The organism is Kitasatospora sp. RG8, from assembly GCF_017813315.1.
In the GTDB taxonomy this organism is placed as follows: domain Bacteria; phylum Actinomycetota; class Actinomycetes; order Streptomycetales; family Streptomycetaceae; genus Kitasatospora.
This window is the reverse complement of the sequence record NZ_JAGIYX010000007.1, coordinates 61058-75007: the sequence shown is the minus strand read 5'-3', so window position 1 is coordinate 75007 and position 13950 is coordinate 61058. Positions and strand designations below refer to the sequence as shown.

Below are 13950 nucleotides of genomic sequence, written 5' to 3'. Positions count from 1 at the left end.
TCGGCCACGGCTACTGCACCTACACCTTCTTCGAGCAGTGCCAGCACCGCATGGCGTGCGCCAAGTGCGACTTCTACACCCCGAAGGGGTCCACCAAGAGTCAGATCCTGGAGGCCAAAGGCAATCTTCAGCGCATGCTCGTCACCATCCCGCTGACCGACGACGAACGCCTGGCCGTCAATGACGGCCAGACCGCCTTGGACAGGCTCCTTGACCGCCTCGCCGATGTCCCCACCCCGGCAGGTCCGACGCCCCGCCAGCTCGGAATATCTGCAAACTCCAGGCTGCTTCCTCTCGTCGAAGTCCGACGCAGCGAGCCGCCGTCGGGAAGTGTAGCGAGCCGCCGTCGGGAAGTGTTAAAGGGCCGACCGCACTCGGAGTGCATCGGCGAGAGGGGGAATCGTGAGGCCTGCCCCCGCAACGGACAACCTGGTCTGCCTATATCCCGAACTCGGTGGGAACGAAACGCTCCAGAGCATCCTGCAGACAGCTGTTCATCACGCTGGATACGGGCTGGACGTGCTCCCCGAACGCGCTCCAGGCTGGTGGCGGTCCGGAGCCCGCGTAGACGGTGGCAGTCGGACGACAAGCGTTCTCCTCGGCATCGCGGAGCGCGCCTTCATCGTGAACTTCTGGGAACGCGGCGTTGGGATGGGCAAAGGCACGACGACCAGCTTGGACGCCGTCGTGTCGGCCATCAGCGCTTGGCAGTCCGGCGCCACCTTGGCACGCCTGAAGTCCGCATGCCCGTTCGTCGACTACAGTCCGCTCGCCGAGGCCCACGAGCGTGGTGACGCAGTCGAGGCCCAATGGACGAGCTATCGGCACACCACAGCACGGCACGTGGACCATGAACTCATCGAGGCTGCATACGCCCAGCCGCAGCTGCGAGCCCTGTTTCCCTTCCACAGCCACCGGACGCTGAACTTCAGCCGCTGCACCGGATTCCCTTACACCCACGACATCCCGGTGATCACTCCCGCGAACGGAAGTTACCGAGTGACCTGGTGGCACACCCGGTCACCTCACGGACCGGCGGACATCGGAGAAGCCGACACCCCTGACGACGCCGTCGCCTTGGTCGTCGCCCATCTGCCCCACAACTGCGGGCCAGCGGCTGCTGGCACCGCCGAAGACCTTGACAAAACAGATTCCACATAATGATCCGGTTGACGTGGCCTTCGACGACCCCGGAGTTCCAGGGCAGGGTGAGGCCGGCGATGACTGCATCGCGGTCACGGTCGATGCCTGCGGCGAGGGTATGGAGGCCGGGGAGGTCATCTTGCCGGACGGCATCGAGCCACTGCGGCAGCCGTTCGCCCTGGCGCTCGGTGAGCATCTGCCCGAAGGCGCGGACGTGGCCGGTGAGGGCGTCCAGTTCAGGGCAGTGGACCAGAACGGCCTTGAGCCGAAGGTGCTCCGTCTCAGTGAGGGTCTCCGGTCGGCGGAGGATCCATCCAGCGACGACCCGGGGTGACGGTGGCCGAGCCGTGACGGCCCTGGCGAGAGCCGCTTCTCCCGGAAATAGGCGCGACCCGCTGGTAACTGCCCTGATAGCCGAGCGGCACGATCTCCTCCCACACTCTCCAGGCGTTCGTGCAGCCTTGGTTCCAGCGGTCATCCAGGTAGGGCTTGAAGGCGTCGAGTTTGGAAGGTCGGCCCTGCCACTGCCCCTGGAACAGGTCCTCCGGGGAGGCTGCGTCGGCGAGGAGCTTGACGGTGCGGGAGGTCATCCGGAGTTGGCGGCCGATCGCCCGCCGGCTGAGCCCGGCGGCCAGCAGTTCCTGGACGGTCGCGTGGTTGGCACGGGTGCGGTCGGCGAAGCGGTGTCCCCTCGGCCAGGGCGAGCCGGAGGGGTCTGCGAACTTCTTCGGCTCGGGGGCAGGCTGGCCTGGATCTGACGCCAGGGTCATGCTCACCCTGCGCCCCGACACCGTCGCCGCGAGCATCCCCGGTGCCGGCCACGACCTCCACCTGGAACGACCTGGCAACCTTCACCACCTGCTGTTCGGCTTCCTCGCCCACCTGGACCCGGCTCGCACCCCATCGACACCCACCGCATCCGATCACACGAGGAGACCCCTGCCATGACCACCGTCATCTCCGCCGACGGCACCGCAATCGCCTGCTCCATCACCGGAATCGGACCCGCCGTCGTCCTCGTCGACGGGGCACTGTGCCACCGCGCCGTTCGCCCCGGCGCCGCCATCGCCGACCAACTCGCCACCCACCACACCGTCCACACCTACGACCGGCGCGGCCGCGGCGACAGCAGCAACACCGCGCCCTTCTCCGTCGAGCGGGAGATCGAGGACCTCGCGGCGGTGATCGCGGCCGCCGGCGGCTCCGCACACGTCGCCGCCCTCTCCTCCGGCGCGGCTCTCGCCCTGAGCGCCGCCACCCGCGACATCGGCATCACCCGACTCGCCGTCCACGAGCCGCCGTTCAGCACCGACGACGCTCAGCGCGAGCACTTCGCCCGGTACGCGGCGGACCTGGCGGCGGCCGTGGCCGACGGCCGCCGCGGTGACGCCGTCGCCCGGTTCATGACCTTCGCCGGCATGCCGACCGAGATGGTCGACCAGATGCGCACCGCCCCGGTGTGGCCGCTGTTCGAGGCTGCGGCCCCCACCCTGGTGCACGACGCCGAGGCCCTGGACGCCCGCACGGGTGCGACGGTCCCCGTCGACACCCTCGCCCGGATCACCGCGGCAACTCTGGTCGTCGACGGCGGCGCCAGCCCCGAACTGCTGCGCGCCCCTGCCCGCGCGGTCGCTGCGGCCGTCCCGGGGGCCGAGCACATGACGCCGGCGGGCCAGACCCACGACGTGGCCGCCGACGTCTTGGCTCCCGTCCTGTTGAAGTTCTTCGCCTGATCCAGCCCCGGCCCGCACCCCATCCGCCACAGGAGACGAAGCCCTGCTCGAAGGCGATCTGGTCAGGTTGCGCGCCGAGGACGCCGGCCTCGGACCGCTCGCGATTAGCTCGAAGCCGTTGCCATACCGATCACGGAGTCCGTCGATCGAACGAGAGTCTCGATCGGGTGATCGCGGGCCCTGCCCGGCATGAGAGCAGGGCCTGGCGGTATACGGGAAAATCCAGGGGCGCGGACGGCCGTGCCCTGCTACGGTCAGGCGCCATGAGCTGGCTTCCCGATGACTTCGTCCACCCCGTCCTGGTACCGCTGCCGGGCGGTGACCATCACCTGCGGCCGATCCGGGAGGCGGACGCCCCGCTCGACTATCCGGCTGTGATGGGTTCGCGCGAGCGGCTGTGGACCATCTTCGGCCCGGCCTGGGGCTGGCCCGCGGCCACCATGACCTACGAGGCCGACCAGGCCGACCTGTTGCGGCACGAGAAGGAGATCGCCGCACACCAGTCCTTCAACTACGCGCTGTTCGACGCGGCGGAGACAGCCCTGCTCGGCTGTGTCTACATCGACCCACCGGAGAGGGCCGGCGCGGACGGCGAGATCTCCTGGTGGGTGGTGGACGAGCTGGTGGGCAGCAAGGTCGAGCAGGCCTTCGACGCGCTGGTGCCGCAGTGGATCGCCGCCGACTGGCCGTTCGAGCAGCCGCGCTTCCTCGGCCGCGAGATCTCCTGGTCGGACTGGCTCGCCCTGCCGGAGCATCCCGACAGGTAAGTGGGTGTTTCCCGTACCGATCCCGAAGGCTGTCGACCGAACGGGAGTCTCGATCGGGTGACTACGGCGGTTTCCGCGCGCGAAAGCAGGGCCTCCAGGCGGCTCGGGGGTGCGATCCCATTCCGAGTGGTTCCCGGAGGCCCTGTTGTCGTTGTTGTACGTTCCCGAGCAGTTGACCTCAACTCGCCCTCCGTGTCGTGCGATTGCCTCGTGCACGTGTACGGCAACGCGACCGAACTGCTGGCCCGGGTGCGCGGTATCCGTCGGACATGACGGACGCGCAATGGGCGGCCGTCCCGCCGTTGCTGCCCGTGCCGGCCTGGTTCCAGGGGCGGGGTGGACGGCCCGAGGGCTACTGTCACCGGCAGCTGTTGGACACGATCCGCCACCGGGTCGCGGGCGGGATCTCGTGTCGGGCGATGCCCTCGGACTTCCCCGCACGGGCCCGGGCCTACGCCTTCTTCCACCGCCGGCGCGAGCACAGGCTGATCGCCGAGTTCCACGACCGGCTGCACGGGACGGTCCGTGAGCGCGAGGGCCGCGAGGCCGAGCCCAACGCTCACGGAGCGGAAACAAGACGCCTGATGTCTCTCTCATTCCGAGCTACACCATGCCTGACCAGCAGAAATCAACGAATCACGTTCGGTTGAGATACGGCTTCTCACCGCAGCCACAACCCAGCTGGCTGGCCTGGCCCCGATCGCACGGCAGTAGCGGCCCAGATCCCGGACGCACTGCAACATCCCGAGACCGCCGCACTCAAACAGACAGGACGGCGCGTCATGACCGCACCGGCGAAGGGCCCCGTGCAGCAGCTACTTCCCGTCGATCGAGAAGGAGCTGTTGCCAAATCCTGTGGATGACCGGACAGCCCGATGACCGGTCGATCAAGCAAGCGGCTTGCGGTAGCGGACGTACTCGTTCTGCCGCCGGAATCCCACGCTCTCGTAGAGGTCGTAGGACCGGTGCGGATTTGCCGTGCCCGTGAACAGCCGGGCGGTCGTTGCGCCCTGTTCGCGAAGGCTTTGCAGCCCGTCCAGCAGCAGGGCCCGGCCGATTCCGAGACGTCGCTGGTCCGTCCGGACACTCAGCTCTTCCACCTCGCCCACGGTGTGGTCGTGACGGCGGATGGAGCAGAGAGCGACGCCGACCATGTCCTGCCCGTTCCAGGCAGCCCTCCAGCATGCCGGGTCGGCAGTGTCGACGAACTCCTGGAACGGCCATCTCCGAGTGAAGCCGCTGTCCGCGTACGAATCGACGACCGTCCTCCAGGCTTCACGGTAGTGGCTCGTCCCGATCGGCCCTGTGCGTATCCCGGCCGGCAGTTCGCCGCCCGGCTCGGGCATCTGCTGCAGATCGCCCAGCTCCAGCTCGACCAGGCTGAAGACACGTCGGTAGCCGGCCGCGCGGAGAAGTGCTGTGGCATCCTGCTCGGAGGTCATGGCGTTCGCGCCGATCACTGCCGCCCGCGCCGTTCCATGCTGTTGGACGAGCCGGCGGATCCGCTCCTCGGCCCAGCTCAGCATGGCTGAGCCGATGCCCTGGCCGCGATGCCTGGGCAAGAGGTAGCCGCGGTGCAGGTACAGCCACGTATCGTTCCGCTCCTGCCACCAGCGGATCGTCGAGTAGCCGACGACGCTCCCGTCGAGCACCACCAGGATCTGGTTCTTGGACGGCTCCTCCAACTTGGCAGAAGCTTCGGCGATCTCGGCCGCTGCCGGGATCCCCTCCACAACCGAACGGGCATCGACCCGGTCCCGTTCGGCACACCCCAGCCGCACCGCGGCCATGGCGCCGTGATCTTCGTCGCCGCGATACGGCCGGAACGCGAAGCCGACCGGAAGGTCCTGTCCTGCCGTGCCATCCAACATGACCGGATATTCTCGAACTTCGAGGCAGGTCCGCCACACTATTCACACCGCGGTCGTCTGCAGCCGTTCAACGAGCTGGCCGCGTTCGAAGCGGGCCCCGGCGCGGACGAGGGCAACGAGGTGGGGCGCATTCACGGCTCGCCAGCGGGCCTGGGCGGACTCGACGAGCTTGAGGAGCACGAACCGCTCGCACTCGCCGATTGCCTCGTTGACGCGCTCGTCGTTGACGCGTGGAGCCTTCACCTCGATCACCCCGGCCGCAGTGGTGACCCTCCTGGGCTGGTGATAGCCGTTGCGGACCACCCGGCGGCGCCCGCTCTCGTCTCGCTGGTTGGCCAACTCGGCAATGCAGGAGTTGACTTCAGCCTCCAGAGCGGCGGCCAGTATCCACCTCGCGGACGATGTCGTCGATCAGAGAGCCGGTCTCGGTCGTTCCCTGACCAAGCACATGGAACTCGTCGCATGGCTCAAGGCCGAGCATGGCCTCGGTCACGGGCACGCCAAAGCCCTCGTCGCCCACGCCCTCGCCGAGCGCGGCAGCACCGGTGGCCCCGCCGACGCTGCTGCCGCTTCTCCGAGATCACCTTGACCTGGACAGAAGCGCAGGAACAGGGTTCGCCGCCGTAGTCGGCAACGACGATGATCCGAATGATGCCAACGCCAAGGCCGTGTCTCATGAATGGTCAAGCGGTCGCCATCCACACCTGGTAGAACCGGGTCCGGATGGCACTGGGCCACAACTTTCCGGGGGACGACATGGCGGGACCGGCAGTGGGGCTGTGGCTCTTCGAACCGCGCGAGTTCGGGGACATCGTGGACGATGTGGTCCCGTGGCTGGAGGGCTTCTGCGAGCCGGTCGAGACGAGGCTCCGCGGAGACCTGGACTTCTGGGTGCGAGACGGTTCGGCCGTGGGGCTCCCGGCCTTCGAACCCAACAGCACCGGTGTGTTCTTCCTGTCCGAGGACGAGGAGCTACCGGCAGAGGACGAGGACTACTCCGCGTTCTCGCAGCCACCCGCGCAGGGGCTGATACTCGGCGCCGGCTGCTCCGGCCCGACGAACCACCTCGTGCTCGGTCATCTCACACTCGCGCTCGCCGAACGCCTCGGCGCCCTGATCGACTTCGACGGCCTTCTGAGCTACCCCACCCCACGTGAGGACACCGGCGACGAGGCGCTTCTGGAACGCGCGAGAGCGCTGGTCGGCTCCCTCCCGGGAAGAGTCGCGGAAGTCTCGTACGACACCTGGGGTGGCGGGCGGTGGTTCCGGCACGTCGGTGATGTGGAGTTCCTTTCGGCGTGGCTTCAGCATCCAGGTTTTCACCTGGTCAAGTAGCGCTTTTCACTCGCTCAGTGACGATTGGTCAGGCCAAGTTGGACTCTGGGCCGCCGCTGCGGTGCTTCTCCCCGGGGCCAGACCTCCTGCTTCCGCAGCTCCGCGGGGTGCTATCGGCGTCCGGTCCACGCCCAACTCGTTCTCCGCCCAGGCGACCTGATCCGTCGACGGCCTCCGCACAGTCGCCGGGCCTGTCGTGCGCCGGGTCTCCATGCCCTCCCCATGCCACACTCGCCGCCACGGCTCCACCGCGTACCCTCCACCCCGCAGTCCGGACGATCGTCGAAACCAGGTGAGGCGCGGCTGGACCCTGGGTGGGGAGCGGCACGAGACGGCCCGTTGCTGGGAGTACGACCACCTCGGCGTCGCTACATCGGCCTGGCAGGATGCCGCGCGAGACGGCTGGTCTTTCCAGTGGCTTGGGGAGCGCGCGCCAGCGCCGAACAACGTGACCGCGGAATTGCGTGATCGTCCACAAGCCCACCCGCTCGCGGACGCGACCGGGTCAGTTGGTGGCGGCATCCGGCCTGCGCAGGGCTGCCGCGACGAGGCCCTCGATCTCGTCGGCCCGTACCGGGCCGCCGCCGACCAGCCGGTCGAAGACCAGCCCGTCGATGCAGGCCAGCAGCGTGGTCGTGCGCCCCTCCGGGTCCGCCACGCCCTGGGCGGTGATGAACGCACGGACGACCGCGCGGCCCGCGTTCTCGCGCGGGACGAGGATCTCGCGCAGTTCGGGGTCGCGCACGCTCTCCACGGCGCAGGCGTAGCGGGCGAGCGACCGCCGCCGGCCCTCGCCGGTCAGGCGGCGTTCCGTCAGTACGGCGATGCCCTCGGCCAGCTCGGCGGCCGAGCGCGGCACCGCGACCTGCTCGCCCAGGGCCTGGAGCTCGCCCTGGTCGAGCTCGACCAGGCGTCGGACCAGCGCGGTGAGCAGCGCCTGCCGGGTGCGCAGGTAGGCCGACGTCGTACCGGCCGGCAGTCCGGCCGCAGCGTCCACCGCGCGGTGGGTCAGCCCGCGTACGCCCGCGTCGGCCAGGACGCCGATCGCCGCGTCCGCCAACAGGGTGCGCCGACCGGCGCCGCGCGGTGCGGCACCGGGTGCCTGCGCCCCGGGCGCGCCCGCACTCCCGCCCGCGCCCCCGCCGTGACCGTCCGACTGTTCCTGCCCGTGTGCCCCAGCTTCCTGCATCCCCCCTTTCTACACCCGTAGTAAGAGGGGAGTACGCTCCTTCTACATCTGTAGAAAGATGGCGTGAAGCCCAGGGAGGGACCGGGGATGAGCAGCAACAGCGCAGTGGTGGTCGGGGGCGGCATCGGCGGGTTGGCGGCCGCGATCGGGCTCCGGCTGGCGGGGTGGGAGGTCACGGTGGTCGAGCGTGCACCCGTCCTGGACGACGCGGGCGCCGGCATCTCGCTGGCCGCCAACGGTCTGCGGGCGCTCACCGCCCTCGGCGTCGGCGAGGCGGTGGAGATGGCCTCGCGCCGCCAGTACACCGGCGGGACCCGCACCCCGGACGGACGCCGGCTGGCGCGGATGGACGGCCGGGCGCTGGAACGCGAGCTGGGCGCACCGATCATCGGCATTCCCCGCGCCCACCTGCACCGGATCCTCCGCGAGGCACTGCCGCCCCAGTCGCTGGTCATCGGCGCGGAGGTCACGGCAGTGGAGACGGGGCCGGACACGGCGGCGGGGCCCGCGGACGCCCGTCAGCCGTCGCGCGTGCGGGTCCGGTACGGCGACACCGCGGTCGACGCCGACCTGGTGGTGGCCGCCGACGGGATCGGGAGCCGGCTGCGCCGCCACCTCTTCCCCGGTCACCCCGGGCCGGCCTACAGCGGCTCGACGGTGCTGCGGGCGATCACCGCACAGCCGGTCGAGGGACCGGCCGGCGAGCCGATCGCCGACTTCGAGCTCACCTGGGGGCACGGCGCCGAGTTCGGCCACATCGCCTTCCCGGACGGGCGGGCCGAGTGGCACGCGGTGCTGAACGCCCCTGCCGGGGTGCGCTACCCGGACCCGCTGGCCGAGCTTCGGCGCCGCTTCGCCGGCTGGCACGAGCCGATTCCGGCACTCCTGGCCGCGACCCGCCCGGGAGCCGTCCTGCACCACGACATCAACGAGCTGTCCACCCCGCTCCCCTCCTACACGGCCGGCCGGGTGGCACTGCTCGGCGACGCCGCTCACGCCATGACCCCCCACCTCGGGCAGGGTGCCTGCCAGGCGCTGGAGGACGCGGTGACCCTTGCCTCCGCCCTCGGCTCGGAGCCGACCGTCGAGGCGGCCCTCACCCGGTACGACACCGAGCGGCGCCCGCGCAGCCAGACGGTCGCCCGCGACGCGCGGCGGGCCGGCCGGATGGGCCAGCAGCTCGCGCACCCGCTGGCCGTCGCCGCCCGCAACACGGCGATCCGCCTCACCCCGTCCGGCGCGATGATCCGCACCGTCCTGCGACACGCGGACTGGACCGCGCCTCGGATCGCCGCCGCGCCCACCCGGCCCTGACTCCACCCCATCTCGGAGGCCCGCCACGGTCCGGTTCCGGAGCCAGCCGCGGAGCGGTTCCGCGCCCACCCGGGGGCCGGTCCGGGTCCGGCTCGGCTCCGGTCCCGGGTCCGGCTCGGTCCGACTGGGTCCGGATCCGACACGGGTCCAGCACAGGGTCCGGAACGGGCGTCACCATCGTCACCACGGCGGCCGAAAGGGTGGCAGGGCGGCCGATACGGCGGCCGCCCTGCCTCCCACCACCCGAAGGGAGCATTTTCCGGTGTGGCGTGGATCACGGCGTGAAAAATCGTCTGACGCTCCGTCAAAGTGACTGACAGTTCGTCACAATCGGCTCACAGAAGCTCAGTTATTGACTGACTGGACGTCAGATTCGGCCAGTTGAGCGCGAGTTGAGTGGAGTGTCGGACAGTACGCCGTTCATCACCCGGGGCTACCATCGGTCGGGTTGTCCGCTCCGGCCCCGGAGTGGGGTCACCCGATCAGGCGTGTTCTCCCACCGCCCCCAAGGGCCGAGTACCGTCGGGACAGGGGCGAGGACGAGGAGCGCACGGGCCATGACAGCTGAACCGAGTTACATCGAGCAGGCCCCGCACGCCCCACAGCCCCCCGCCCCGGGCGAGCCGGCCACTCCGGCCCCGGGCGAGACGACCGCACACTCCCCGGGCGAGACGGCCGCCCCCGCCCCGGGCGAGCCGACCACTGCGCCCCCCAGCCAAACGGCCGCCACCGCCCCCAGCGCGCCGGCCGCCCCGGGCCGGGCCCTCTTCCCCGGCCGCCCGGCCCCCGCCCCGCGCACCCTGGTCGACCTCCTGGACGCCACCGTCCGCGCCCACCCCGGCGAACCGGCCCTGGACGACGGGCAGACCGTGCTCAGCTACCGGGCGCTCGCCGCCGAGGTCGAGCAGCTTCGCCGCCGACTGGCCGCCGCCGGGATCGGCACGGGCGACCGGGTGGGCATCCGCGTCCCCTCCGGCACCAACGACCTCTACGTCTCGATCCTCGCCGTGCTCGCCGCCGGCGCCGCCTACGTCCCGGTCGACGCCGAGGACCCGGACGAGCGCGCGCAGCTGGTCTTCGAGGAGGCGGCCGTCGCCGCCGTCCTCGGCGCGAAGCGCGCCCTGGCCCTCACCGGCGCGCCGCGGGAGGCCGCCGCACCAGGCCGCCCGACCACCGCGGACGACGCCTGGATCATCTTCACCTCGGGCTCCACCGGCCGCCCCAAGGGCGTCGCCGTCACCCACCGCAACGCCGCGGCATTCGTCGACGCCGAGGCCGCGCTCTTCCTTCAGGAGGAGCCGATCGGTCCGGGCGACCGCGTGATGGCCGGCCTCTCCGTCGCCTTCGACGCGTCCTGCGAGGAGATGTGGCTGGCCTGGCGCTACGGCGCCTGCCTGGTGCCCGTCCCGCGCTCGCAGGTCCGCAGCGGCGCCGACCTCGGGCCGTGGCTGGCCGAGCAGGAGATCACCGTGGTCTCCACCGTCCCCACCCTGGCCGCGCTCTGGCCGGCGGAGGCGCTGAACGAGGTCCGGCTGCTGATCTTCGGCGGCGAGGCCTGCCCGCCCGAGCTGGTGCAGCGGCTGGTCACCGAGGGCCGTGAGGTGTGGAACACCTACGGGCCGACCGAGGCGACCGTGGTGGCCTGTGCGGCGCTGCTGACCGGCGACGGCCCGGTCCGGATCGGCCTGCCGCTCGACGGCTGGGACCTCGCCGTGGTGGACGAGGCCGGCGAGCCGGTCGCGCCGGGCGGCACCGGCCAGCTGGTGATCGGCGGCGTCGGCCTGGCCCGCTACCTGGACCCGGTCAAGGACGCCGAGAAGTACGCGCCGCTGCCCTCGCTCGGCTGGGAGCGCGCCTACCGCAGCGGCGACCTCGTCGAGGCAGACCCCGCCGGGCTGCTCTTCCTCGGCCGCGCCGACGAGCAGATCAAGCTCGGCGGCCGCCGGATCGAACTCGGCGAGGTCGACGCCGCCCTCCAGGCCCTGCCGGGCGTGGCCGGTGCGGCCGCGGCCGTCCGCACCGCACGCGGCGGCAACCAGCTGCTGGTCGGCTACCTGGTGACCAAGGACGGCTGGGACCGCGAGCAGGCCGTCGAGCGGCTGCGCGCCGAGCTGCCCGCCGCGCTGGTGCCGCTGCTCGCGCCGGTCGACTCGCTGCCCACCCGCACCTCCGGCAAGGTCGACCGCAACGCGCTGCCCTGGCCGCTGCCCGACCTGGAAACGGCCGGGCCCACCGAACAGCTCTACGGCACCGAGGCCTGGCTGGCCGAGCAGTGGACCGAGATCCTGGGCGTACCGGTGAGCGGCCCGCGCGAGGACTTCTTCGCCATCGGCGGCGGCAGCCTGGCGGCCGCCCGGCTCACCACCCTGCTGCGCACCCGCTACCCCAGCGTCGCCGTGCTGGACATCTACCAGCAGCCGACCCTGCGCAAGCTCGCCCGGCACCTGGAGCGCAGCGCGGCCGACGGCGGCGAGACCCGCACGATCGCACCGGTGCCGAACAGGGCCAAGCTGCTCCAGCTGCTCCTGCTGATCCCGCTGTTCACCGTGGCCGGCCTGCGCTGGACGGTCGCGCTGCTGGCGCTCGGAAACGTGCTCACCTGGCTCGGCGACTACCCGTGGGCGCCGACCGCCTCCTGGTGGGCGGTGGGTGCGGGCGCGCTGGTGCTCTACACCCCGGCGGGCCGGCTGGCTGTCGCGGCCGGCGGCGCCCGGCTGCTGCTGCGCGGTCTGCGCCCGGGCAGCTACCCGCGCGGCGGCTCAACCCATCTGCGGGTCTGGGCGGCCGAGCGGCTCGCCGAGGTGACCGGCGCGACCGCGCTCTCCGGGGCGTGGCTGGTCCGCTACGCGCGGGCGCTCGGCGCGAAGGTCGGCCCCGAGGTGGACCTCCACTCGCTTCCGCCGGTCACCGGGATGCTCAAGCTGGGCCGAGGGTGCGCGGTGGAGGCCGAGGTCGACCTCTGCGGCTACTGGCTGGACGGCGACCGGCTGGAGGTCGGCCAGGTAAAGGTCGGCTCCGGCGCCGTGGTCGGGACGCGCTCCACGCTGCTGCCCGGGGCCCGGGTCGGCAAGCAGGCCCAGGTGGTGCCCGGCTCCAGCGTCACCGGCCAGGTGCCGACCGGCCAGCGATGGGGCGGCGCGCCGGCCGTCAAGCTGGGCCGGGCGGAGCGGGCCTGGCCCAAGGAGCGGCCGCCGCGCCGGGCCCGCTGGGCCGCGCTCTACGGGGCCAGCGGCACGGCGCTCAGCCTCCTGCCGGTCCTGCCGGCGCTCGCCGGTCTGACCGTGCTCGCCCGCTTCGTCCACCCCGGCACGGGCCTCGGCGCCGCACTCGGCGGTGCCCTGCTCGGGCTGCTGCCGGCCACCCTCGCGTACGGGCTGGTGTACGCCGCGCAGCTGGTCGTGGCCGTGCGGCTGCTCAGCATCGGGCTCACGCCCGGGGCGCACCCGTTGCACGGGCGGGTCGGCTGGCAGGCCTGGACCGTGACGCAGCTGATGGACCAGGCGCGCGAGATCCTCTTCCCGCTGTACGCGGGTCTGGTGACGCCGCTGTGGCTGCGGGCGCTGGGGATGAAGGTCGGCCGCGGCGCCGAGGTGTCCACGGTGCTGGCCCTGCCCAGCCTGACCACGGTGGGGGACGGCGCGTTCCTGGCGGACGACACCCTGATCGCCCCGTACGAGCTGGGCGGCGGCTGGGTGCGGCTCGGCGAGGCGAAGGTCGGCGAGCGGGCGTTCCTCGGCAACTCGGGGATGACCGCGCCGGGCCGGTCGGTCCCCAAACGGGGGCTGGTGGGCGTGCTGTCGGCGACCCCGGCGAAGGCCAAGAAGGGCGGGTCCTACCTGGGCATGCCCCCGATGCGGCTGCCGCGTTCGGCGGACAAGGCGGACCAGAGCCTGACCTACGAGCCGCCGGCCCGGCTGCTCTGGGCGCGCGGGCTGGTCGAGGTGGCCCGGGTGCTGCCGGTACTGGCCTCCGGCGCGCTCGGCGCTCTGACGCTCGCGGCGCTCTCCTGGCTGGCGGCCGGCTGGTCCCCGGTGGCGGCGGCCTTGCTCTCCGGGCTGGTGCTGGCGGCGGCGGGTGTGGCGGCCTGCCTGGTCGCGGTGGCGGCGAAGTGGCTGCTGGTCGGGCGGTTCCGGGCGGTGGAGCACCCGCTGTGGAGCGGTTTCGTCTGGCGCAACGAGCTGGCCGACACCTTCGTCGAGGTGCTCGCGGTGCCGTGGCTGGTGGGCGCGGTGCCGGGCACCCCGGTGCTCAACCTCTGGCTGCGGGCGCTGGGCGCGGGTGTCGGGCGGGGCGTCTGGTGCGAGAGCTACTGGCTGCCGGAGGCGGACCTGGTCACCCTCGGGGACGGGGTGAGCATCAACCGGGGCTGTGTGGTGCAAACCCACCTCTTCCATGACCGGATCATGCGGATGGATACTGTCATCCTCCGCGAGGGCGCCACCCTGGGCCCGGGCGGCATCGTGCTGCCCGGCAGTACGGTGGGCGCGCGCAGCACACTGGGCCCGGCCTCGCTGGTGATGCGCGCCGAGTCCGTTCCCGCGGACACGCGGTGGCTGGGCAACCCGATCGAGGCGTGGCAGACGACGTCGTGACCGGGC

The 13950-nt window shown here is 71.7% G+C and carries 11 protein-coding genes and 3 pseudogenes; 9 read left to right on the top strand and 5 right to left on the bottom strand.

Translation table 11 applies throughout. The features are described 5' to 3' along the window. The first annotated feature begins 624 nt into the window (after positions 1 to 624). Positions 625 to 1161: a DUF6193 family natural product biosynthesis protein gene (locus tag J5Y04_RS41610; protein ID WP_307853104.1), complete on the top strand. Its 537-nt coding sequence runs from the start codon at positions 625 to 627 to the stop codon at positions 1159 to 1161. A gap of 13 nt (positions 1162 to 1174) precedes the next feature. Next, positions 1175 to 1477 (top strand): hypothetical protein, encoded by a 303-nt coding sequence (locus J5Y04_RS43930; protein WP_374106014.1) that lies wholly within the window; start codon positions 1175 to 1177, stop codon positions 1475 to 1477. On the opposite strand, the gene J5Y04_RS41605 is transcribed toward J5Y04_RS43930, so the two are convergent. Then, positions 1425 to 1913: a hypothetical protein gene (locus J5Y04_RS41605; RefSeq protein ID WP_245204821.1), complete on the bottom strand. Its 489-nt coding sequence runs from the start codon at positions 1911 to 1913 to the stop codon at positions 1425 to 1427. The two genes, J5Y04_RS43930 and J5Y04_RS41605, sit on opposite strands and share 53 nt — an antisense overlap. A gap of 174 nt (positions 1914 to 2087) precedes the next feature. Here J5Y04_RS41605 and J5Y04_RS13205 point away from each other — a divergent pair, with 174 nt between their 5' ends. The 3 genes from J5Y04_RS13205 (at position 2088) to J5Y04_RS13195 (ending at position 4293) form a co-directional block, all read left to right on the top strand. Further along, positions 2088 to 2876: an alpha/beta fold hydrolase gene (locus tag J5Y04_RS13205; protein ID WP_209412180.1), complete on the top strand. Its 789-nt coding sequence runs from the start codon at positions 2088 to 2090 to the stop codon at positions 2874 to 2876. Positions 2877 to 3139: 263 nt separating this feature from the next. Next, positions 3140 to 3643 carry a GNAT family N-acetyltransferase gene (locus J5Y04_RS13200; protein ID WP_209412179.1) on the top strand — a complete coding sequence of 168 codons (504 nt, stop codon included), beginning with the start codon at positions 3140 to 3142 and terminating at the stop codon, positions 3641 to 3643. 269 nt (positions 3644 to 3912) lie between these two features. Further along, positions 3913 to 4293, top strand: coding sequence for a transposase (locus J5Y04_RS13195; RefSeq protein WP_245204755.1), 381 nt, complete (start codon positions 3913 to 3915; stop codon positions 4291 to 4293). Positions 4294 to 4530: 237 nt separating this feature from the next. On the opposite strand, the gene J5Y04_RS13190 is transcribed toward J5Y04_RS13195, so the two are convergent. The 3 genes and pseudogenes from J5Y04_RS13190 to J5Y04_RS13185 all read right to left on the bottom strand — a co-directional run. Next, positions 4531 to 5514, bottom strand: coding sequence for a GNAT family N-acetyltransferase (locus J5Y04_RS13190; RefSeq protein WP_209412178.1), 984 nt, complete (start codon positions 5512 to 5514; stop codon positions 4531 to 4533). Positions 5515 to 5556: 42 nt separating this feature from the next. Beyond that, positions 5557 to 5685: pseudogene (locus tag J5Y04_RS43925) on the bottom strand (IS256 family transposase); the annotation flags it as partial. Positions 5686 to 5694: 9 nt separating this feature from the next. Continuing rightward, positions 5695 to 5910: pseudogene (locus tag J5Y04_RS13185) on the bottom strand (IS256 family transposase); the annotation flags it as partial. 40 nt (positions 5911 to 5950) lie between these two features. Here J5Y04_RS13185 and J5Y04_RS13180 point away from each other — a divergent pair. Next, positions 5951 to 6103: pseudogene (locus J5Y04_RS13180) on the top strand (DUF4287 domain-containing protein); the annotation flags it as partial. A 134-nt stretch (positions 6104 to 6237) separates the two neighbouring features. Further along, positions 6238 to 6849, top strand: a complete 612-nt coding sequence (locus J5Y04_RS13175) for a DUF6368 family protein (protein WP_209412177.1) — start codon at positions 6238 to 6240, stop codon at positions 6847 to 6849. Positions 6850 to 7354: 505 nt separating this feature from the next. Here J5Y04_RS13175 and J5Y04_RS13170 read toward each other — a convergent pair. Continuing rightward, positions 7355 to 8038, bottom strand: coding sequence for a TetR/AcrR family transcriptional regulator (locus J5Y04_RS13170; RefSeq protein ID WP_209412176.1), 684 nt, complete (start codon positions 8036 to 8038; stop codon positions 7355 to 7357). Positions 8039 to 8125: 87 nt separating this feature from the next. On the opposite strand from J5Y04_RS13170, the gene J5Y04_RS13165 reads away from it, so the two are divergent. Then, positions 8126 to 9352 carry an FAD-dependent monooxygenase gene (locus J5Y04_RS13165; RefSeq protein WP_209412175.1) on the top strand — a complete coding sequence of 409 codons (1227 nt, stop codon included), beginning with the start codon at positions 8126 to 8128 and terminating at the stop codon, positions 9350 to 9352. Between the two features lie 557 nt (positions 9353 to 9909). Next, positions 9910 to 13944 (top strand): Pls/PosA family non-ribosomal peptide synthetase, encoded by a 4035-nt coding sequence (locus tag J5Y04_RS13160; protein ID WP_209412174.1) that lies wholly within the window; start codon positions 9910 to 9912, stop codon positions 13942 to 13944. The last annotated feature ends 6 nt before the right edge of the window (positions 13945 to 13950 follow it).